Annotated in this window: 19 protein-coding genes; 2 read left to right on the top strand and 17 right to left on the bottom strand. The window is 69.1% G+C overall.

From position 1 onward, the window contains the following. Positions 1-69 precede the first annotated feature (69 nt). Both hisS and WBL05_RS13460 read right to left on the bottom strand, forming a co-directional pair. Positions 70-1404 carry a histidine--tRNA ligase gene (gene hisS, locus WBL05_RS13465; protein WP_424226633.1) on the bottom strand — a complete coding sequence of 445 codons (1335 nt, stop codon included), beginning with the start codon at positions 1402-1404 and terminating at the stop codon, positions 70-72. Further along, positions 1404-2096 (bottom strand): MBL fold metallo-hydrolase, encoded by a 693-nt coding sequence (locus WBL05_RS13460; protein WP_424226631.1) that lies wholly within the window; start codon positions 2094-2096, stop codon positions 1404-1406. The genes hisS and WBL05_RS13460 overlap by 1 nt, the downstream gene beginning before the upstream one ends. Between WBL05_RS13460 and WBL05_RS13455 the strand changes: the two genes are divergently transcribed. Then, positions 2089-3372 carry a DUF349 domain-containing protein gene (locus WBL05_RS13455; protein ID WP_424226629.1) on the top strand — a complete coding sequence of 428 codons (1284 nt, stop codon included), beginning with the start codon at positions 2089-2091 and terminating at the stop codon, positions 3370-3372. The two genes, WBL05_RS13460 and WBL05_RS13455, sit on opposite strands and share 8 nt — an antisense overlap. Positions 3373-3387: 15 nt before the next feature. Here WBL05_RS13455 and WBL05_RS13450 read toward each other — a convergent pair whose 3' ends face one another. The 15 genes from WBL05_RS13450 to hisD form a co-directional block, all read right to left on the bottom strand. Further along, entirely contained in the window at positions 3388-5748 is a 2361-nt protein-coding gene (locus tag WBL05_RS13450) for a RelA/SpoT family protein (RefSeq protein WP_424226627.1), read from the bottom strand. A gap of 83 nt (positions 5749-5831) precedes the next feature. After that, positions 5832-6371 carry an adenine phosphoribosyltransferase gene (locus WBL05_RS13445; RefSeq protein WP_424226625.1) on the bottom strand — a complete coding sequence of 180 codons (540 nt, stop codon included), beginning with the start codon at positions 6369-6371 and terminating at the stop codon, positions 5832-5834. A gap of 1 nt (position 6372) precedes the next feature. Then, positions 6373-7590, bottom strand: a complete 1218-nt coding sequence (secF, locus tag WBL05_RS13440) for a protein translocase subunit SecF (protein ID WP_424226624.1) — start codon at positions 7588-7590, stop codon at positions 6373-6375. Continuing rightward, a complete protein-coding gene (gene secD, locus WBL05_RS13435; RefSeq protein ID WP_424226642.1) occupies positions 7587-9251 on the bottom strand; it encodes a protein translocase subunit SecD in 1665 nt (554 codons plus the stop codon). The genes secF and secD overlap by 4 nt, the downstream gene beginning before the upstream one ends. 81 nt (positions 9252-9332) lie before the next feature. Next, positions 9333-9836: a preprotein translocase subunit YajC gene (gene yajC, locus WBL05_RS13430; protein ID WP_424226623.1), complete on the bottom strand. Its 504-nt coding sequence runs from the start codon at positions 9834-9836 to the stop codon at positions 9333-9335. An 84-nt stretch (positions 9837-9920) separates the two neighbouring features. Continuing rightward, the gene (gene ruvB / locus WBL05_RS13425) at positions 9921-10955 is read right to left on the bottom strand and encodes a Holliday junction branch migration DNA helicase RuvB (protein ID WP_424226621.1); all 1035 of its coding nucleotides are present in this window, start codon (positions 10953-10955) and stop codon (positions 9921-9923) included. Positions 10956-10968: 13 nt separating this feature from the next. Beyond that, complete coding sequence (gene ruvA, locus WBL05_RS13420; protein ID WP_424226619.1) at positions 10969-11583, bottom strand: Holliday junction branch migration protein RuvA; 615 nt, start codon at positions 11581-11583, stop codon at positions 10969-10971. Beyond that, positions 11580-12110, bottom strand: a complete 531-nt coding sequence (gene ruvC, locus WBL05_RS13415; RefSeq protein WP_424226617.1) for a crossover junction endodeoxyribonuclease RuvC — start codon at positions 12108-12110, stop codon at positions 11580-11582. The genes ruvA and ruvC overlap by 4 nt, the downstream gene beginning before the upstream one ends. 164 nt (positions 12111-12274) lie before the next feature. Next, positions 12275-13075 carry a YebC/PmpR family DNA-binding transcriptional regulator gene (locus WBL05_RS13410; protein ID WP_424226615.1) on the bottom strand — a complete coding sequence of 267 codons (801 nt, stop codon included), beginning with the start codon at positions 13073-13075 and terminating at the stop codon, positions 12275-12277. Between the two features lie 50 nt (positions 13076-13125). Continuing rightward, positions 13126-14157 (bottom strand): GNAT family N-acetyltransferase, encoded by a 1032-nt coding sequence (locus tag WBL05_RS13405; protein WP_424226613.1) that lies wholly within the window; start codon positions 14155-14157, stop codon positions 13126-13128. Between the two features lie 6 nt (positions 14158-14163). Then, positions 14164-14946, bottom strand: a complete 783-nt coding sequence (gene priA / locus WBL05_RS13400) for a bifunctional 1-(5-phosphoribosyl)-5-((5-phosphoribosylamino)methylideneamino)imidazole-4-carboxamide isomerase/phosphoribosylanthranilate isomerase PriA (protein WP_424226612.1) — start codon at positions 14944-14946, stop codon at positions 14164-14166. Positions 14947-14951: 5 nt separating this feature from the next. Further along, positions 14952-15587 carry an imidazole glycerol phosphate synthase subunit HisH gene (hisH, locus tag WBL05_RS13395; RefSeq protein WP_424226610.1) on the bottom strand — a complete coding sequence of 212 codons (636 nt, stop codon included), beginning with the start codon at positions 15585-15587 and terminating at the stop codon, positions 14952-14954. Then, a complete protein-coding gene (gene hisB, locus WBL05_RS13390; RefSeq protein WP_424226608.1) occupies positions 15584-16195 on the bottom strand; it encodes an imidazoleglycerol-phosphate dehydratase HisB in 612 nt (203 codons plus the stop codon). Before hisB ends, hisH begins: the two co-directional genes overlap by 4 nt. 5 nt (positions 16196-16200) lie before the next feature. Next, on the bottom strand, positions 16201-17331 hold the full coding sequence (locus WBL05_RS13385; RefSeq protein ID WP_424226607.1) for a histidinol-phosphate transaminase: 1131 nt from the start codon (positions 17329-17331) through the stop codon (positions 16201-16203). Next, positions 17328-18638 carry a histidinol dehydrogenase gene (gene hisD, locus WBL05_RS13380; RefSeq protein WP_424226605.1) on the bottom strand — a complete coding sequence of 437 codons (1311 nt, stop codon included), beginning with the start codon at positions 18636-18638 and terminating at the stop codon, positions 17328-17330. The genes WBL05_RS13385 and hisD overlap by 4 nt, the downstream gene beginning before the upstream one ends. 63 nt (positions 18639-18701) lie before the next feature. On the opposite strand from hisD, the gene WBL05_RS13375 reads away from it, so the two are divergent. After that, positions 18702-19481 carry a DUF554 domain-containing protein gene (locus WBL05_RS13375; RefSeq protein ID WP_424226604.1) on the top strand — a complete coding sequence of 260 codons (780 nt, stop codon included), beginning with the start codon at positions 18702-18704 and terminating at the stop codon, positions 19479-19481. Positions 19482-19487 lie beyond the last annotated feature (6 nt).

Raw genomic sequence — 19487 nt, 5'->3', positions numbered from 1 at the left:
GCGAACCCCGCATAGACAGTGCGGGCACGCCGGACAGTGTACCGTCCGGCCGGTCAGCCGCAATTCGGCTCAGGACGCCGTGACCACCCCGGGACGCAGGTCCTCGGCGGGGGGCTGCCAGCCGGACGCATCGGCGCCCACCTGCTCACCGGACCGGATGTCCTTCACCTCACCCTGGACGCCGCCGAACCAGACGAACGGGATACCCCGGCGGTCGGCGTACCTGATCTGCTTGCCGTACCTGTCGGCCCGCGGCGCAACCTCGCAGGCGATGCCCCGGGCCCGCAACGCCGCAGCGACCGACATCGCCACCGGTCGGGTTTCCTCGGCGTCCACCGCCACCAGCACGCAGCTCGGCACGCTGCGGGACGCCGCCAACGCGCCTCGTCCCAGCAGCGGCACCAGCAGCCTGGTCAGGCCCAGCGAGATGCCGACGCCGGGGTAGCTGCGCTTGCCGTCGGAGGCCAGCGAGTCGTAGCGGCCACCGGAGCTGATCGAGCCGAGCGGCTCGTGCCCGACCAGCTCGGTCTCGTAGACGGTGCCGGTGTAGTAGTCCAGACCGCGGGCGATCTTCAGGTCGGCCAGCATCCGCCCCGGCACCTGGGTGCGGGCGGCGTTGATCACCCGCACCAGCGAGTCGATCCCTTCGTCCAGCATCTCCGAGCGCACCCCGAGGTCATGCACCCGGGCTGCGAAGGAGTCGTCGGGGGCCTGGATGGTGGCCAGCTCCACGCACTTGGCGGCCACCTGGTCGGACAGGCCAAGCTCGTCCATCAGCAACTCGTGCACTGCGGCGGGCCCGATCTTGTCGAACTTGTCCACCCGCTGCAGCACCGCGGCGGTGTCCTCGATGCCCAACCCCCGGTAGAAGCCCTCCGACAGCTTGCGGTTGTTGACGTGCATCAGCACCGGCGGCAGCCCCAGCCGCAGGTGCAGCTTCTCCAGCGCCTCCAGCATCACCAGCGGCGCCTCCACGTCGTGGTGCTCGGCCAGGCCGTGCTCGCCGATGATGTCGATGTCGGCCTGGGCGAACTCCCGGTAGCGGCCCTCCTGCGGACGCTCGCCGCGCCAGACCTTCTGGATCTGGTAGCGGCGGAACGGGAAGTTCAGCTGCCCGGAGTTCTCCAGCACGTAGCGAGCCAGCGGCACGGTCAGGTCGAAGTGCAGGCCGACGTCGTCGCCGACCTCGTCGGGCGCGGCGTGCAGCCGGCGGACGACGTAGACCTCCTTGGTGATCTCGCCCTTGCGGGTCAGCGCGTCCATCGGTTCGACGGCCCTGGTCTCGATCCCCGCGAAACCGTGCAACTCGAAGGTCTCACGCAGCAGGTCGATCACCGCCTGCTCGACGATCCGCTGGGCAGGCAGGAACTCCGGGAAGCCGGAGAGGGCTTTGGGACGAGCCATCAGGCGAGCATCTCCTTGGTCAGGTAGGGGTTGCCGGCCAGCTCGCGAGCCATCGTCGTGGCCGGACCGTGCCCCGGCAGGATACTCGTCACCGGGTCGACGGTGTCCCGCAGGTCACCCAGCGTGCTGCGCATCTGCGCCATGCTGCCGCCCGGCAGGTCGACCCGGCCGATGCTGCCGGCGAACAGCACGTCGCCGCTGAACATCACCGGGACGCCGTCGGCCACGCCGGTCAGCACGACGCAGCCGGGGGTGTGGCCGGGTGCGTGCCGGACGCGCAGCTGGATGCCGGCCAGGTCGAGCTGCTGGTCGTCGGCGAGTTCGCGCAGGTCGTTGGGGGCCGGCAGCCGGGTGCTGCCCAGCACCTGCTGGATCAGCAGTTCGCTGCCATGCCCCAGGCCCAGGGCAGGTCGGGTGAGCATCGGCAGGTCGGCGGGGTGCAGCCAGAGCGGAACCCGGTGGTCGTTGGCGAGCTTTGCCGCGTCGGCGACGTGGTCGACGTGGCCGTGGGTGCAGACCACGCCGGCCAGATCGAGGTGATGGCGGGACGTCACGGCGTCCACCTGCGGTCGGGACTGCACACCGGGATCGATGACCAGTGCCGGTTGCCGATGGCCCGCCGCCGGCTCGGCGGCGGCTACCACATAACAGTTGGCCTGCCACGGACCACAAACGAACGGCACGATGAACACAAATCGCAGCCTATCGGGCAAGATGGGACGCATGACTGAAAGCGCAGGGCCGGCCAGTTTCGGACGCGTCGAGGAAGACGGCACGGTGTACGTGCTGACCTCCGCGGGCGAACGCAGGGTCGGTCAAGTCCCCGATGCCGACGAATCCGAAGCGCTCGCCTTCTTCGTGCGCCGCTTCGAATCACTGGAGACCGAAGTGAACCTGCTGTCGCAGCGGATCGAGTCGGGCTCGTTGTCGCCGGAGGAGGCCCGAAAGTCCATCAACCACCTGAAGACCTCGATCGGCGAGGCCAGCGCGGTGGGTGATCTCGACGGACTGGTGATCAGGCTGGAAGCGCTCACTCCCCAGTTGGCCGCCGCGCAGGAGGCCCGCAAGGCCGAGCGGGCCGCCCAGAACGAACAGACCAGGGCCGCCAAGGAGGCGATGGTCGCCGAGGCCGAGAAGCTGGCTGCCGGTAACGACTGGCGCGGCGGGGTCAACCGGTTCCGGGTGCTGCTGGAGGAATGGAAGGCGCTGCCGCGGATCGACCGGGCCACCGACGACGAGTTGTGGCACCGTTTCAGCACCGCCCGCACCACCTACACCCGCCGCCGCAAGGCGCAGTTCGCCAGCGAGAACGAACGCCGGGAAGCCGCCCGCAGGATCAAGGAACAGATCATCGAGCGGTCCCGGCAGATCGCCGACTCCACCGACTGGGCGCAGACCGCGGCGGAGTTTCGTGACCTGATGAACCAGTGGCGGGCGGCCGGTGGCGCCGGCCGGGACGTGGACGACAAGCTGTGGGCTGAGTTCCGCGGCCTGCAGGACCAGTTCTTCGATGCCCGCTCGGCGGTTTTCAACGCCGCGGAGACCGAGTTCCGCGAGAACCTGGCGGCCAAGCAGAAGCTGCTGGAGGAGGCGGAGGCGGCGATGCTGCCGGTCACCGACGTCAAGGTCGCCAAGGACGCCTTCCGGGAGTTCCTGGCCAGCTACAACCAGCTCGGCAAGGTGCCGCGGGAGGCCATCCGTCCGCTCGAGGGACGCGTCCGCGCGCTGGAGCAGGCGTTGCGCTCGGCCGAGGAGGAGGAGTGGCGGCGCACCGACCCGGAGGCCCGCAAGCGGGCCTCCGACACCGTCGAGATGTTCAGCGCCCAGATCGAGAAGCTGACCGAGCAGGCCGAGGCGGCCGAGCGTCGGGGTGACCGCAGCAAGGCGGCCAAGACCCGCGAGTCGATCAAGACCTACACCGAGTGGCTGGCCCAGGCCCAGAAGACCCTCGACGAGTTCAGCGCCTGAGCCGGCGATCGCGGGTCAGCCGCCCTGGCTGACCCGGTAGATGTCGTAGACACCCGAGACCTTCCGCATCTGCGAGATGACGTGCGCCAGGTGCTTGGGGTCGGAGCACTCGAAGGTGAGTCGAACCCGGGCGATCCGGTCCTTGGTGGTGCTCACCACCGCCGAGGTGATCGACACCCCCTGGTCGGACAGCGCCCTGGTCAGGTCCGACAACAGGCCGGTGCGGTCCAGCGCCTCCACCTGCACCGAGACCAGGTACCCGACGTTCGACGAGTGCGCCCACTCCACCTCGACGATGCGTTCGGGCTGGCTGAGCAGGTTCGCCGCGTTGGTACAGTCCCGGCGGTGCACCGACACCCCGTTCTCGCGGGTGACGAAGCCGAGGATCTCGTCCCCGGGCAGCGGGGTGCAGCACTTCGCGAGCTTGACCCACATGTCCGGGTCGCCCTGCACCACGATGCCGACGTCGTCCTTGCCGCGCGACCTGCGCGCGGGGGAAGGTACCGGCTGCTTCTCCTCCAGGGTTTCGCTGACGGTGGCCTCCAGGCCACCCTCGGTCTCGACCAGTCGCTGGACGACGGCCTGGGCGCCGATGTTGCCCTCGCCGATCGCAGCGTACAGGGCGTTCACATCGGACAGCCGGTAGGTGTCGGCGACGGCGGTCAGGTGCTCGATGGTGAGCAGCCGTTGCAACGGCATGCCCGACTTGCGCAACTGCTTGGCCAGCGCGTTCTTGCCCTGCTCGATCGCCTCCTCGCGGCGCTCCCGGGTGAAGTGCTGCTTGATCTTCGACCGGGCCCGCGGGCTGGCCACGAAGCCCAGCCAGTCGCGGCTGGGTCCGGCGTCCTCGGAGCGGGAGACCAGGATCTCGCAGATGTCGCCGTTGGCCAGCTTGCTGTCCAGCGGAACGAGGCGTCCGTTCACCCGGGCGCCGATGCACCGGTCGCCGACCTCGCTGTGGATGGCGTAGGCCATGTCGACCGGGGTGGAGCCCTGCGGCAACGCGATCAGGTCGCCCTTCGGGGTGAAGACGTACACCTCGGTGGTGTTCAGCTCGAACCGGAGCGAGTCGAGGAACTCGCTGGGATCCTCGGTCTCGCGTTGCCACTGGTTCAGCTGGTACACCCACGACAGTTGCTGGCTGTCCGGGTCGTCCCGCTGCGCGCCCTTGCCGCCCTTGGCGTGCGGCTCCTCCTTGTACTTCCAGTGCGCCGCGACGCCGTACTCGGCCCGCTGGTGCATCTCATGGGTGCGAATCTGGAACTCGACCGGGTGGTTGCCCTGCCCGAGCACGGTGGTGTGCAGCGACTGGTACATGTTGTACTTCGGCAGCGCGATGTAGTCCTTGAACCGGCCGGGCAGCGGGTTCCACCGGTTGTGCAGCACGCCCAGCGCCCCGTAGCAGTCGCGGACGGTCTCGACCAGCACCCGTAGCCCGACCAGGTCGTAGATGTCGGCGAAGTCGCGGCCGCGCACCACCATCTTCTGGTAGATCGAGTAGTAGTGCTTCGGTCGGCCGTAGACGACGGCCCTGATGCCGGCCTCGTTCAGGTCCTTCTTGACCTGGTCGATCACCTCACGCAGTTGCCGTTCCCGCTGCGGGGCGGCGTCGGCGACCATCCGGACGATCTCGTCGTAGACCTTGGGCTGCAGGGTGGCGAACGACAGGTCCTCCAGTTCCCACTTGATCGCGTTCATGCCCAGCCGGTGGGCCAGCGGGGCGAAGATCTCCAGGGTGTCGCGAGCGATGCGGGCCTGCTTGTCGGGACGCAGGTAGGTGAGCGTACGCATGTTGTGCAGCCGGTCGGCCAGCTTGATCACCAGCACCCGGATGTCGCGGGCGGTCGCGACCACCAGCTTGCGGATGGTCTCGGCCTTGGCCGACTCGCCATAGCTGATCTTGTCCAGCTTGGTCACCCCGTCGACCAGCAGCGCCACCTCTTCACCGAAGTCGGCCCGAAGTTGTTCGAGGGTGTAGCTGGTGTCCTCGACGGTGTCGTGCAGCAGCGCCGCGCACAGCGTCGACTCGGTCATGCCGAGCCCGGCAAGGATGGTGGCGACGGCCAGCGGGTGGGTGATGTAGGGCTCGCCGCTCTTGCGGACCTGGCCGCGGTGGTAGTGCTCTGCGGTGTGGTAGGCCCGTTCGAGTTGCTCCAGGTCGGCCTTCGGATGGTTGGCCCGCACCACCGAGAACAACGGGTCGAGCACCGCCGACTGCGGTGGCCGGTTGACCGCGCCGAACCAGGCAAGCCGCTGGCGCATTCGCAGCCTGGGTTGTTCGGGGCCGCTGGAGATGCGTTCCAGGGTGGCCGATCGCGGCGCCCCGGGAATCCCTTCCCCCGTGCCGTAGGGCCCGTAGACGCTGTCATCCGACATCGCTTCCGACCCCCTCTCGCTGCACCGTAGCGTTGATTGTATTACGGGGCCGGAAACCGCACGTGGCTGCGCATTTGCTGGGTTCAGCTGGTTCGGATCATCGCGTACAGGTCGTTCACCCCGAACTCGACCAGGTTCTGTCGTCCACCCAGGTCAGTCAGCTCGATCACGACCTGCACCTGGGCGACCGAGGCACCCAGGCGCTCGACCAGCTTCACCGACGCGATCAGGGTGCCGCCGGTGGCCAGCAGGTCATCCACCAGCAGCACCCGCTGGCCGGGCTGCACCGCGTCGGTGTGCATGGCGAGCATGGACGACCCGTACTCCAGGTCGAAGTGCTCCTCCACCACCGTGCTGGGCAGCTTGCCCGGCTTGCGGATCGGTGCGAAGTCGACACCCAGTTGCAGCGCCAACGGCGCCCCGAACAGGAAGCCGCGGGACTCGACGCCGCAGACCACGTCGATGTCGGCCAGGGCCTGTTCGGCCAGCACGTCCATCACGTCCCGGAAGGCCGAGATGTCGCCCAGGATCGGGGTGATGTCCTTGAACTGGACGCCCGGCTGCGGGAAGTCGGGGACGTTGCGGATCAACGCGGCGGCGCGTGCCACTCGGGGGTCGGTCATCTCACTTCTTTCGGGACGATCTGCTGCTCTTGCTCGGCTGGACGCGTCTGTCCCCGCCCGCGGGCGGTTCGGGCTGGTCGGCCGCCGGTTCGTCATCAGCCCCTGCGTCGACCTCGGGCTCGACGTAGTCGAGCACCCCGGCCGACGGCACCGCCATGGACGGTGCGCTGGCCGGCCCGATGTCGGTGGACGCCGCGGCCACCGTGGTGACCCGGGCGCGAGCCTTTCGCCGGCTCTTCTCCAGCGAGGCGCGGTGGCGCACCATCTCGGGTTCGCGTTCCCGCATCTGCGCCAGCATCGGGGTGGCGAGGAAGATCGACGAGTAGGCGCCCGAGATCATGCCGATCAGCATGGCCAGGCCGAGGTCGGCCAGCGCCCCCTCGCCGCCGAGCACCACAACGCCGGCCACCAGGATGGCCAGCACCGGCAGCACGGCGATGATGGTGGTGTTGATCGAGCGCACCAGCACCTGGTTGACCGCCGCGTTGGCGGCCTGGCTGTAGGTGCGGGACTGGTTCTTCAGGTCCCTGGTCTGCACCCGGACCATGTCGAAGACCACCACGGTGTCGTACAGGGAGTACCCGAGGATGGTGAGCACCGCGATCATGGTTGCCGGCGAGACGGTGAAACCGACCAGCGCGTAGAGCCCGATTGTCACCACCAGGTCGTGCATCAGCGCGACCAGCGCCGCGACCGACATCTTCCATTCCCGGAAGTAGATGGCGATCAGGATGCCCACCAGCACCAGGAAGACCGCCAGCGCGATCAACGCCTGCTGGGTGATCTGCTGGCCCCACGACGGCCCGATCAGCGAGTAGGCCACGTCGTCGGAGTTGATACCCGCCTGCTCGGCGATCGCCTGCCGGACGTCGACGACCTCCGGGGTCTCCAGGCTGCGGGTCTGGACGCGGACGGTGTGGTCGCCGACGGTGCTCACCTGGACGCCCAGGTCGGGCACCCCGGAGTCGACCGCAGCCCGGGTGAACTCCGGGATGGTCTGCGAGCTGACCTGGACCGGTGCCTGGAAGACCGAACCGCCCTCGAACTCGATGCCCAGGTTGAGGCCGCGGACCGCGACCGCCAGCACCGAGATCAGCAGCACGATCGCGCTGATGATGTACCACCTGCGGCGGTTGGCAACGAACTCGAACTCGAAGTCACCGGTGTAGAGACGATGCGCGAACGTCTGCCGCTTGGGCTGCGGGGTGGTGGTCCTCACTTCGCCTCCTGGCTGCCGACGGTTTGCCTGCTGTCGGCCGGTCTGGCGTCCGGACGGGTGCGTCGTCTGGTGGTGGCACGCCTGCCCAGCAGCGACTCGCGGCTGACACCCAGGTGCGCCGGGTCGAGACCAGAGCCCTTCCGTCCCTCACCGAAGAACCTGGTCTGGCCGAGCAGGGTCATCAACGGGTGGGTGAAGAAGATCACCAGCAGCAGGTCGATCGCGGTGGTCACACCGACTGTGAACGCGAAGCCCTTGACGCTGCCGATGGCCAGGAAGTACAGCACCACCGCAGACAGCAGTTGCACGCCGTCGGCCATCAGGATGGTGCCGCGGGCCTTGCTCCAGCCGGACTGGATGGAGTGCCGCAGGCTGTGGCCCTCGCGGATCTCGTCGCGGATCCGTTCGAAGTAGATGACGAACGAGTCGGCGGTGACACCGATGGCAACGATCGCGCCGGCGATGCCCGGCAGGTTCAGGGCGAATCCGACCGCCGAGCCGAGCAGCACCAGTACCGCGTAGGTGACGACTGCGGCGGCCAGCAGCGAGCCGACCACCACCACGGTCAGGCCGCGGTAGTAGACCAGCGAGTAGACCACCACCAGGCCGAGACCGATCAGGCCAGCCACGATGCCCGCGGTGATCTGGTTGCCACCCAGGGTCGGCGAGACCGTGTCGACGGAGCTGATCTCCAGGTCGACCGGCAGCGCGCCGTAACGCAGGGTGGCGGCCAGCGAGCGGGCGGTCTCCTCGTTGATCGAGCCGCCGCTGATCGAGGCCTGGCCGCCGGGGATTCGCTCGCTGACGCTCGGCGCCGAGATCACCTGGTGGTCCAGCACGATGGCGAACTGGTTCTGCGGTGACTGCTTGGTGGCCAGCGCCGCGGTGGCGTCCGAGAACTCCTGGGTGCCCTGGGAGTCGAAGCTGAGCGAGACCGCCCAGCCGAGCTGACCCTGCGGGATACCGGCGGACGCGTCGGTGACCCGTTCGCCGCTGACGACCACCGGACCGAGCAGGTACTTCGCGGTCTGCTGCTCATCGCAGGCGATCAGCGGCTGGTCGGAGACGTCGGGGAACTCATCACCGCACGCGAAGGCCAGGAAGTCGTTCACGTCCTGTTCGGTTGGCTGGTAGTCCAGCCGTTCCTGCAACGACGGCGGATTCTCCGCCGGGGCGGATGGCCTCGGCGTGGCGGGAGCCGGCGGTTCGGTCGGCAGCGCCGGCACCGGGCCCCGCTGCGCCGGACTGGTTGGCTCGCTGGTGGCCTGGTCACCCACCTCGTCGTCCGGGTTGGGCCTCGGGGACGCCTCCGGGGACGGGGTCGGCGTGGACGTGCCTGCCGGGGTGGCAGCCTGGACGGCCAGCACCGGCCGGAACGCCAACCGGGCCGTGGTACCCACAAGTTCGACCAGCTCATCGCTGCTCACGTTGGGGGCGGCGACCTCGATTTGGTCGTTGCCCTGCACGGTGACCGACGCCTCACCCACACCGAGTGAGTCGACACGCTGCTGGATGATCGTGCGCGCGGTCTCCAGGTTCTCCCGGGGCGGCGAACTGCCGTCGGACGTGCGGGCCGTCAGGGTAATGGTGGTGCCGCCGCGAAGGTCGAGGCCCAGCCTGGGCACCCAGCTGCCGGTGATGGCCATCAGGCCGAACAGCATCGCCACAGCGACGCCGACCCCGATCAGCGTGCGGGTGGCCCCGCTGGTGTTGGAGGTTGTTGCCACTCGGACGGTCCCGCCTCAGCGGTTCTGCCGGCGGTCGTCCTCGTCGTCCACCGGCGAGACCACGTCGTCGGCGGCCGGCGCGAACGAAGGCCCGGCCGGCGGAGCGTCGCTGATGGGGCGGTCCTGGGTCAGCGGCGGCTCGGCTGGCTGTTGGTGACCCGCCTGGGTGTCGGTGCCGGGCGCGTCGAGTGCCGCGAACTCGTCGGCCGAGAAGCTGTCGCCCGGTTCGGCGGCCTTGTCGCCATCGGTGTACTCGAACTCCTCTTCCTGCGCGGTTACGGTGCGGACCACGGCCTGCTTGAGGACGGTCACCTCGACCCCGGGGGCCAGTTCGACGACCATCTGCTGGTTGCCGCTGGCCCGGATGGTCCCGAACATGCCGGTGTTGAGCATGACCCGCGCCCCGGGCTCCAGCGCGCTCAACATCTTGCGCTGGGCGTCCATCTTCCTCTTCTGGGGCAGGACCATCAGCACGTACATCAGGCCGATGAAGACCACCATCAGCAAGAGAATTTCCATGACGTAATACCTAACTAGTCGGAAAGCCAGACTCACGTCTGGGCGGAACGGGCGGCACACCCTTGAGCGCGCGCCGCGACAATATTAGCCGAACAGGTCTGGTTGCTCCGACCCGCTCTGTGGTGCGGGCGGCTCCAGCCCGAGGTGCCGCCAACCGGCCGGGGTCGCCACGCGTCCGCGTGGAGTGCGCATCATGAAGCCCAACCTGACCAGGAAGGGTTCGGCCACCTCCTCGACGGTCTCGGTTTCCTCCGCTACTGCGATCGCCAGGGTGGACAGACCGACCGGACCGCCGCCGAACTTCAGGCAGATGGCCTCCAGCACCGCCTGGTCGAGCCGGTCCAGGCCCAGCGGATCGACCTCGTACAGTTCCAGCGCGTCGCAGGCCAGCTCGGAGGTGACGGTGCCGTCGTGGTGCACCTGGGCGTAGTCGCGGACGCGGCGCAGCAGCCGGTTGGCGATCCGTGGGGTGCCCCGGGAGCGGCGGGCGATCTCGGCGGCGGACGCGGCGTCCAACTGCACGCCGAGCTTGCGGGCCGACCGGCGGACGATGCCCTCGAGGTCGGAGGCGGCGTAGTAGTCGAGTTGGGCGGTGAAACCGAACCGGTCCCGAAGCGGGCCCGGCAGCAGCCCGGCGCGGGTGGTCGCACCGACCAGGGTGAACGGCGGGATCTCGATCGGGATCGCAGCCGCGCCGGGACCCTTGCCGATTACCACGTCCACCCTGAAGTCCTCCATGGCGAGGTAGAGCATCTCCTCGGCTGGTCTGCTCATCCGGTGGATCTCATCCAGGAAGAGCACCTCGCCGTCGGTCAGTCCGGACAGGATGGCGGCCAGGTCGCCGGCGTGCTGGATGGCGGGTCCGGACGATATTCGCAGCGGTGCCGACATCTCGTTGGCGATGATCATCGCCAAAGTGGTCTTGCCGAGCCCGGGTGGCCCGGACAACAGCACGTGGTCGGGGGTGGCGGCCCGGTGCCGGGCGGCGGCCAGCACCAGCCCGAGTTGGTCGACGACCCGCGGTTGCCCCTCGAATTCGTGCAGCGTGCCGGGACGCAGCGCACCCTCGCCGGCCACCTCGTCCGGCGTCGGTCGCGGGTCGACCGGGGAATGGGTCACAGCGGGAGTCTCCTCAGGTCCTGGCCAGCGATTGCAGCGCAGCCTTCATCAGCCTACCGAGCGAGACCTGGGGGTCTTCGGCAACCAGGTGGGCGACGTTGTCGAGCGCGGCCTCGGCGTCCCGGGCTGACCAGCCGAGTCCCTGCAGACCACCGGCGACCTGCTCCCGCCAGCGCTCCTCGGTCTGCCGAGGTTCGGCGGTGGGCTGGTCGCCGGGTCCGATGCCCAGCGCGGTGACCCGGTCGCGCAGCTCGATGATCATCTTCTCGGCTCCCTTGCGGCCGATGCCGGGCACCTTGGTGAGCGTGCTGACCGACTCGGTCTGGATGGCCTGTACCACTTGGCCGGGGGTGAGCACCGACAACACCGCAAGGGCGAGCTTCGGCCCGACTCCCGACGCCAGTTGCAGCAGTTCGAAGGTGTCGCGCTCGGTGTCGGTGGCGAACCCGAACAGGCTGAGCGAGTCCTCCCGCACCACCAGCGTGGTGGCCAGGCTGCTCTGCTCCCCCGCCCGCAGGGACGCCACCGTCGCCGGTGTGCAGGTCAGCCGGAAGCCGACGCCGTGCACGTCGAGGACGACCCAGTTGGGGCCGAGGGCGGCCGGAGTTCCGTTCAGTTGGGCGATCATCGGCGTCCTGTCCTGGCAGCGTGGGCCTGGACGGCCGCCGCATATCGGTTCGTTGCGCCACCCCGCCACAGGTGGCAGATGGCCAGCGCCACGGCGTCAGCCGCATCCGCCGGGGTGGGGGCGGCCGGTAGCCGCAGCACCCGGGCCACCATGGCACCGACCTGAGCCTTGTCGGCCGCGCCGTAGCCGGTTATCGCTGCCTTCACCTCGGTCGGGGTGTGCAGGGCGACCGGGATCTCGTGCCGGGCGGAGATGAGCATCGCGATGCCCGCAGCCTGGGCGGTTCCGGTGACGGTCATCATGTTGTGCTGGGCGAAGACCCGCTCGACCGCGATGGCGTCGGGCCGAAACCGGACCACCCAGGTGTCCAGGCCCTGCTCGATGGCCAGCAGTCGGTGGGCGTGGTCAGTGCCGGTGCTGGTGCGGATCACCCCGACGTCGACCAGCTCGGGTGGCCGGCCCGGTTGGCCGTCGATGACGCCGACTCCGCAGCGGGTCAGCCCCGGGTCAACGCCGAGCACGCGCACGCCAACACCTTTCGCCGTCCGAACAGACGTTCGGATCCTATGCGTGTTCCGGTCAAGAGGGGACGAGGCGCGCCGTCAGCTTGTCGGCCTCGGCGCAGGAGCTGTAGTGGACACCTTGGGGCGCTCCCTGCCGTCACAGGCAGGTTGCGAGGCCCACCAGCGGGTCACTCCTCCGCTTCCAGAGCCGCCCGCACCTCGTCGGACAGGTCGGCGTTGGTGTAGACGTTCTGCACGTCATCGAGGTCTTCCAGCGCGTCGACGATGCGTTCCAGCTTCTCCGCGTCCTCCACCGACTCGACGATCTGGTCGAAGCTGGCGACGAACTGCACATCGGCTGAGTCGTAGTCGACACCGGCGGCCTGCACCGCCTTGCGCACCTCGACCATGTCGTTGGGATCACTGATCAGCTCGAACTGGTCGCCGACGTCGGTCAGGTCCTCGACGTCGGCCTCCAGGGTGGCCTCCAGCAACTCGTCCTCAGTGATGGTGCGGGTGGCGGTCTTCCGGGAGTCGGTCTCGATCTGCTGTTCCTTGGCCACCGCGACCACCCCCTTGCGGCTGAACAACCGCTGCACCGATCCGCCATCGGCGATGGTGCCGCCGTTGCGGGTGACCGCGACCCGGACGTCCGAGATCGAGCGGTTGCGGTTGTCGGTGAGGCATTCGATGAGGATCGCCACGCCAGCCGGGCCGTAGGCCTCGTACATGATCGACTCGTAGGCGACCGCGTCCGCGCCCTCACCCGAGCCGCGCTTGACCGCGCGGTCGATGTTGTCATTGGGCACCGAACTCTTCTTCGCCTTCTGGATGGCGTCGTAGAGGGTGGGATTACCGGCCGGGTCACCGCCTCCGACACGGGCGGCCACCTCGATGTTCTTGATCAGCTTGGCGAACAGCTTGCCGCGCTTGGCGTCGATGGCCGCCTTCTTGTGCTTGGTTGTTGCCCACTTCGAATGGCCGGACATAACCCTCACCTCTCCTGCGGTTCGACGACTTGCCAGTCTAGGGCAGCGTCTCAGTCGGTGAAAACGGCTCCGTAGAGCACCACCCGGTCGTCCAGCACGTACCCCATCGAAACGAACAGGTTGACGGCGGCGTCCGGGGTATCGGTGTCGACGCCGATCCCGGCCAGCGCGCACCCATGGTCGGCGAAGGACGTCATGGAGGCCGCCAGCAGCGCCCGGCCAATGCCCTGCTTGCGGTACTCGGGCAGCACCCCGAACCGCTCCGTCCAGCCCTGCGTCAGACCGGTTTGCGGGTCCCGGATCTCGCAGTTCAGCGCGTAACCCACCACCCCGGTGTCCGGGTCGTCGGTACGCATCGCGATCCACGACCAGTCCGGCCGGGAGTCCGGACGGGCCAGCGACTCCTCCCAGTCCTGCCGCCCGACGTCGTGGGCACCCTGCCGGGTGGCGAAGGCGATGTTGTGAGCCTGCCTGACCTGCTCGGAGAACTGACGTTCGTACTTGCGAAGTTCGATGCCGGGGGGTGGCACGACCAGCGGCAACTCGCCGTCGGACAGGCTGCGATTGGCGTCGAAGAACCACCGCTGCGGGGTCAGCGTGCCGTCCGCGGCCAGGTCAGCGGCCACCCGCGAACCCTCGTCGACGGCGCAGCCGACCCAGAGCCGACCGATGTCCGGCCGGCTCTCGCGGATGTGCCGGTACCAGGTGCGGGCCCGGTCGATTGACCAGCCGACCAGCCGCAACCCGATCTTGTGGTGCCGCCAGGCCGGGTGGACGCCGATCTCCATCCAGACGTGCGGATTGCGCTGGTCGGACGGGGTGATGTGGTTCCAGGCGTAGGCGACGATGGTGCCGCCACGGTCGCGGCCCACCACCGCGTGGTTGGACGCGTGCGCGGTCGGCTCGTCGAACTCCCGCTCCATCTGGTCGAGGGTGCGACGCTGGGTCGGGTCGTCGAAGTACTCGATCGCGGTGCACAGTTCGGCGACCTCGGGCAGGTCGGCGCGGGTCAGGAACGACCAGTCGAGGCTGCCCTCGACGATCGCCTCACCCCAGCTCGGCCGCTGCTCGGTGTCAGGCATGACGCGTTACCGCCGCACGGGGTGCGGATCCCGGGCGGCCGCCAAGGCCTGGGCGAGGGTGAACTTGCCCAGGTACAGCGCCGTGCCGATGATCGCGCCTTCGACCCCGATCGGGACCAGTCCGGCCAGCATGCGGATGTCGTGCACCGAGGAGATGCCACCACTGGCCACCACCTTGGCCGACGTGCGCGCGCACACCGCGCCCAGCAGTTCGAGGTTGGGACCGGTCAGCATGCCGTCGCTGGCCACGTCGGTGACCACGAACCGGGCGCAGCCCGCCTTGGTCATCCGGTGCACGGTTTCGAAGACGTCCCCGCCGGTCCTGGTCCAGCCGCGGGCGGCGAGCTGGTGACCCCGGACATCCAGGCCGATGGCGATCCGGTCGCCGTACTGGCCGATGATCTTCTCGCACCACTCGGGGTTTTCCAGCGCGGCGGTACCGATGTTTACCCGGCGTGCACCGGTGGCCAGGGCGCGCTCCAGTGACTGGTCGTCGCGGATGCCACCAGACAGTTCGACGTTGATCTGCATCTGGGCGGCAACCTCGGCGATCACCCGGGCGTTGTCGCCGCGGCCGAAGGCGGCGTCAAGGTCGACCAGGTGCAGCCATTCGGCGCCCTCGGACTGCCAGCGCAGCGCGGCCTCGGCCGGGTCGCCGAAGACCCGTTCGGTGCCGGAGACTCCCTGGATCAACTGAACAGCCTCGCCGGCCTGCACGTCGACGGCAGGCAGCAGGATCAGTCGATCCGCGGTGGCTGGCGCGGTATCGGGGGTATTGAACACGGTCATCAACCCTAACTCATCAACCAATCGTGCATCAGGGCAGCCCCCGCTGCCCCGGACTTCTCGGGGTGGAACTGCGTGCTGGTGACGCTGCGCCACTGGACAGCCGCGATGAACCGGTCGCCGCCGTGCTCGGTCCAGGCGACCATCGCGTCCGGTGGCACCGACTGTCGGCCCTGCTCATCGTGACTGTGCACGCCGTAGGAGTGCACGAAGTAGAACCGGCGTCCGCGCACGGCGGCCACCCGGGCCGCCCCGTCCGGCAGTTCCACGGTGTTCCAGCCCATGTGCGGCAACCGACGGGCGGCGAGACGTTCCACCGTCCCGTCGAAGATGCCGATGCCGGCGGAGTCGGTGCCGTGCTCCACCCCGCGGGCGAACAGCACCTGGTGACCCACGCAGATACCCAGCAGCTTGCGGCCGGCGGCCACCCAGTCACGCACCAGGTCGTCGGCACCGATCACGCGCAACTGGGTCATGCAGGCCGCGAACGCGCCCACACCGGGCAGCACCAGGCCGGAGACGCCGGTGAAGTCCTGCGGGCGACGCCCGAGCAGCACCCGGGCACCGACCGCCTCCAGGGCCCGGCAGGCCGAGTGCAGGTTGCCCGACCCGTAGTCGAGGACGCCCACCAGGGGTTGGGTCACAGGGTGCCCTTGGTGCTGGGGACGGCATCGACGCGCGGATCGGGCTCGACGGCCATCCGCAGGGCGCGCGCCAGCGCCTTGAACTGCGCCTCGACGATGTGGTGCGGTTCACGTCCGGCCAACAGCCGAAGGTGGACGCAAAGCCCTGCGTTGTACGCCAGCGATTCGACCACGTGCCGGGTCATCGAACCCGCGTACAGCGGCGGCGTCCCACCGATTCGGGCGTACACCTGCCCATCGGGCTCACCGGTGCATACCACGTACGGACGACCGGCCACGTCCACCACGCACTGGGCGAGCGCCTCGTCCAGCGGCACCATGGCATCGCCGAAGCGCCGGATGCCGCGCTTGTCGCCCAACGCGGTACGCAGTGCCTGGCCGATTCCGATCGCGGTGTCCTCCACGCTGTGGTGCCCGTCGACCTGCACGTCGCCGGTGGTGGTGATCCGAATGTCGATCAGCGAGTGCTTGCTCAGCGCGGTCAGCATGTGGTCGTAGAAGCCCACCCCGGTGTTGATCTCGGACTGCCCGGTGCCGTCCAGGTCGAGCCAGACCCGGACGTCTGATTCGCCGGTGACGCGGTGGACCTCGACGCTCCTGCCGGCCATGGCCGTCACACCTCCTCGTGGTAGCCGATTACTTCGTGGTTGGGCAGCACCTCGGTGAGGCTGTCGCGGAAGACCGCCATCTCCTCCGGCGTACCCGCCGACACCCGAAGATACCCGTCCGGCCCAGTTTCACGCACCAGCACGCCCCGCTCCAGCAGGTCGGACCAGACCGCGTGCCGGTCGGTGAAGCGGCCGAACAGGCAGAAGTTCGCCTGGCTGGGCAGCACCTGCAGGCCCTGGTTACGTAGCCACCGCTGGATCAGCTGGCTCTGCTCGCGCAGCACCTCGACCTGCCCCAGCATCTCCTGGGTATTGGCCAGCGCAACCCGCGCCAGCGCCTGGGTCTGCGCCGACATGTGGTACGGCAACCGGACGATCCGGCAGGCGTCCACGACCGCCCGGGCGGCCGCCAGGTAGCCGACCCGCCCGCCCGCAAGGGCGAACGCCTTGCTCATCGTCCGCGAGACGATCAGCCGGCCGCAACTGGGCAGCAGTGCCAGCGCCGAGTCCTCGGGCACCTCGGTGAACTCCTGGTACGCCTCGTCCACGATCACCAGGCAGTCGACCTGCTGATAGATCTCCTGGATGACGCTGACCGGTATCTGGGTCCCGGTCGGGTTGTTGGGCGTGCACAGCAGCAGGAGGTCCGGACGGTGATCGGCCACCGCGGAGACCACCAAGTCGGCGTCCACGCTGAAGTCGCGGCGCCGCGGCACGGTGACGTAGCGGGTGTGGGTGTTGCGCGCGTACTCGGGATACATCGAGTAGGTGGGAGTGAAGGTGAGCAGAGTGCGGCCCGGTCCGCCGAAGGCCTGCAGCAGGTGCGTCATCACCTCGTTCGAGCCGTTGCCGACCCAGATCTGGTCGGCCCCCAGCCCGAAGCCCAGGTAGTTGGCCAGGTCCTCGCGCAGCGCCCGTGCCTCGCGGTCGGGGTAGCGGTTCACCGTGCCCGCCAGCTCGCCGATGGCGGCCGCCATCTGCTGGCGGACCTTCGGGCTGGGCGGGTAGGGGTTCTCGTTGACGTTCAACATGACCGGGACATCAAGTTGGGGGGCGCCGTAGGGCTGCTCCCCGACCAGTTCGGGCCGCAGCGGCAGCTCGGCCAGCGTGATCGCCGCGCCCGGATCTGTTGTCACAGTTGCTCCTCAAGCCGGACGCGGATGGCCTCGGCGTGTCCGGGCAGCCGCTCGGCGTCAGCGAAGTCGATCACCCGCTGCCCCACCTCCGCCAGCGCGGCCCGGTCGTAGTCGATGACGTGGATCGCCCGCCGGAAGCTGCGCACCGTCAGCCCGGACGAGTAGCGGGCCGCTCCCCCGGTCGGCAGCACGTGGGTCGATCCGGCGCTGTAGTCGCCCAGCGGGACCGGTGAGTACGGACCGATGAAGATGGCACCGGCGTTGCGGATCCGGTTGGCCACCGCCATCGGTTCGGCGGTCTGGATCTCGAGGTGCTCGGCGGCGTAGGCGTTGGCCACCTCGACGCCCTGGGCAAGGTCGCTGACCAGCACGATGGCGCTCTGTTCACCCGACAGCGCGGTGCGTAACCGGTCGGCCGTCGCGAGCCCCTCCAGCTGCCGGCCGATCTCGGCGTTGACCGCATCGGCCAATTCGCGGCTGGGGGTGATCAGCACCGAACCGGCCATCGGATCGTGCTCGGCCTGGCTGATCAGGTCTGCTGCCACGTACCGGGGGTTGGCCGCCCCGTCGGCCAGCACCGCGATCTCGGTCGGACCTGCCTCGGCGTCGATCCCCACCAGCCCGCGAAGGTGGCGCTTGGCGGCCACCACGTAGATGTTGCCCGGGCCGGTCACCATGTCAACCCGCCGGCACAATCCGGCGACGCCATGGGCGAACATGGCGATCGCCTGAGCGCCGCCGACCGCGTAGACCTCGTCCACACCGAGCAGCGCACAGGTGGCCAGTGTCACCGGGTGCGGCAGCCCACCGAACTCGGCCTGCGGCGGGGTGGCCACCGCCAGCGAGCCGACGCCGGCGACCTGCGCAGGCACCACGTTCATGACCACACTGGACGACAGCGGCGCCAGTCCCCCTGGCACGTACAACCCGACCCGACCGACCGGGACCAGCCGGTTGCCCACCCCCGCCCCCGGAGCCAGCTCAACGGTCTGCCAGGCCGGCTCGTCCTCGATCGCCAGGCAGACGCTGCGTCGCCGTTCGATGGCCAACTCGATGGCCCGCCGCACCGCCGGGTCGAGTTCGTCAAGGGCCGACTGCAGGGCCCGGCCGGGCACCCGCAACTGATCGGGTACCACATGGTCGAACTGCTCACTGAACCGCCGCAGCGCCGGCTCGCCCTCCTCGCGGACCGCGTCACAGATCGGCTGCACCGTCAGTACCGCCTTGTCGACGTCGAACCGGCCACGCGGCAGCACGTCGGTGTAGTCGTCGAGCCGGCGGTCGGTGAGATCGATCACGGAAAGCACGCCCTGATTCTAGGCCGTCGGCTGGTGAGACGCCGAAGGGGTCTGTCGGCCGACCGTGGTGGGATGGCAGGTGTGATCGTCCACATCATCGGAATGGGCACCGTCGTCAACATCATCGCAGTCCTGGCCGGTGCCGGGCTGGGAATGGCGCTGGGCGACCGGTTCAGCGCCCGGACCCGGAACACGGTCACCGATACCCTCGGGCTGCTGACCCTGGTGATCGCCGGCACCTCGATTGTGCCGCTGGCCGGGGAACCGCTGGCCGAGGCCGTCGGCGCGGGCGCCATGGTGGTGATCATGGTGGCGATGCTGCTCGGGACGTTGATCGGATCGGCGCTGCGGCTGGAGGAAGGCGTCGCCCGGCTGGGTTCCTTCCTGCGCCGCAGACTGGTGCGCAGGACGCCGGAGGGTGCGGTCGACCTGGCCAGCGCCGAGGCCCGGTTCGTCGATGGTTTCGTCACTTCGTCGCTGGTCTTCTGCATCGGCCCGCTGGCCGTTCTCGGCTCGCTGAACGACGGGCTGGGCCGCGGCGCCGAACAACTCTTCCTCAAGTCAGGTCTGGACTTCTTCGCGGCCATGGCATTCGCAGCCTCGCTGGGCGTCGGGGTGGCGGCGTCCGCGTTAACGGTGGCGGTGCTGCAGGGTTCCCTGACCCTGGTCGGATGGCTGCTCGGAGACGTGCTGCCGCTGGCCCAGATCGACGCGCTGACGGTGGCGGGCGGGGTGGTCCTCGGCGGTCTTGGCCTGCGCCTGCTGTCGGTGAAGGACATCCGGGTTGCCGACCTGCTGCCCGGTCTGCTGGTCGCCCCGATCGCGGTTTCGGTGGCTGAGTTGGTGGTCTGAGTGGGC

This window comes from Brooklawnia sp., assembly GCF_049651565.1.
In the GTDB taxonomy this organism is placed as follows: domain Bacteria; phylum Actinomycetota; class Actinomycetes; order Propionibacteriales; family Propionibacteriaceae; genus Brooklawnia.
Note: the sequence above shows the minus strand (reverse complement) of the source record. Positions and strands in the feature narration are given on the sequence as shown.

Excerpts from the sequence above, each read along its gene's own strand:
- hisS (WP_424226633.1), bottom strand. The coding sequence starts at position 1,404 with ATGGCTCGTCCCAAAGCCCTCTCCGGCTTCCCGGAGTTCCTGCCTGCC.
- WBL05_RS13455 (WP_424226629.1), top strand. The coding sequence starts at position 2,089 with ATGAACACAAATCGCAGCCTATCGGGCAAGATGGGACGCATGACTGAA.
- WBL05_RS13450 (WP_424226627.1), bottom strand. The coding sequence starts at position 5,748 with ATGTCGGATGACAGCGTCTACGGGCCCTACGGCACGGGGGAAGGGATT.
- WBL05_RS13445 (WP_424226625.1), bottom strand. The coding sequence starts at position 6,371 with ATGACCGACCCCCGAGTGGCACGCGCCGCCGCGTTGATCCGCAACGTC.
- secD (WP_424226642.1), bottom strand. The coding sequence starts at position 9,251 with ATGCTGTTCGGCCTGATGGCCATCACCGGCAGCTGGGTGCCCAGGCTG.
- yajC (WP_424226623.1), bottom strand. The coding sequence starts at position 9,836 with ATGGAAATTCTCTTGCTGATGGTGGTCTTCATCGGCCTGATGTACGTG.
- ruvA (WP_424226619.1), bottom strand. The coding sequence starts at position 11,583 with ATGATCGCCCAACTGAACGGAACTCCGGCCGCCCTCGGCCCCAACTGG.
- WBL05_RS13410 (WP_424226615.1), bottom strand. The coding sequence starts at position 13,075 with ATGTCCGGCCATTCGAAGTGGGCAACAACCAAGCACAAGAAGGCGGCC.
- WBL05_RS13405 (WP_424226613.1), bottom strand. The coding sequence starts at position 14,157 with ATGCCTGACACCGAGCAGCGGCCGAGCTGGGGTGAGGCGATCGTCGAG.
- priA (WP_424226612.1), bottom strand. The coding sequence starts at position 14,946 with ATGACCGTGTTCAATACCCCCGATACCGCGCCAGCCACCGCGGATCGA.
- hisB (WP_424226608.1), bottom strand. The coding sequence starts at position 16,195 with ATGGCCGGCAGGAGCGTCGAGGTCCACCGCGTCACCGGCGAATCAGAC.
- WBL05_RS13375 (WP_424226604.1), top strand. The coding sequence starts at position 18,702 with ATGGCAGGTGTGATCGTCCACATCATCGGAATGGGCACCGTCGTCAAC.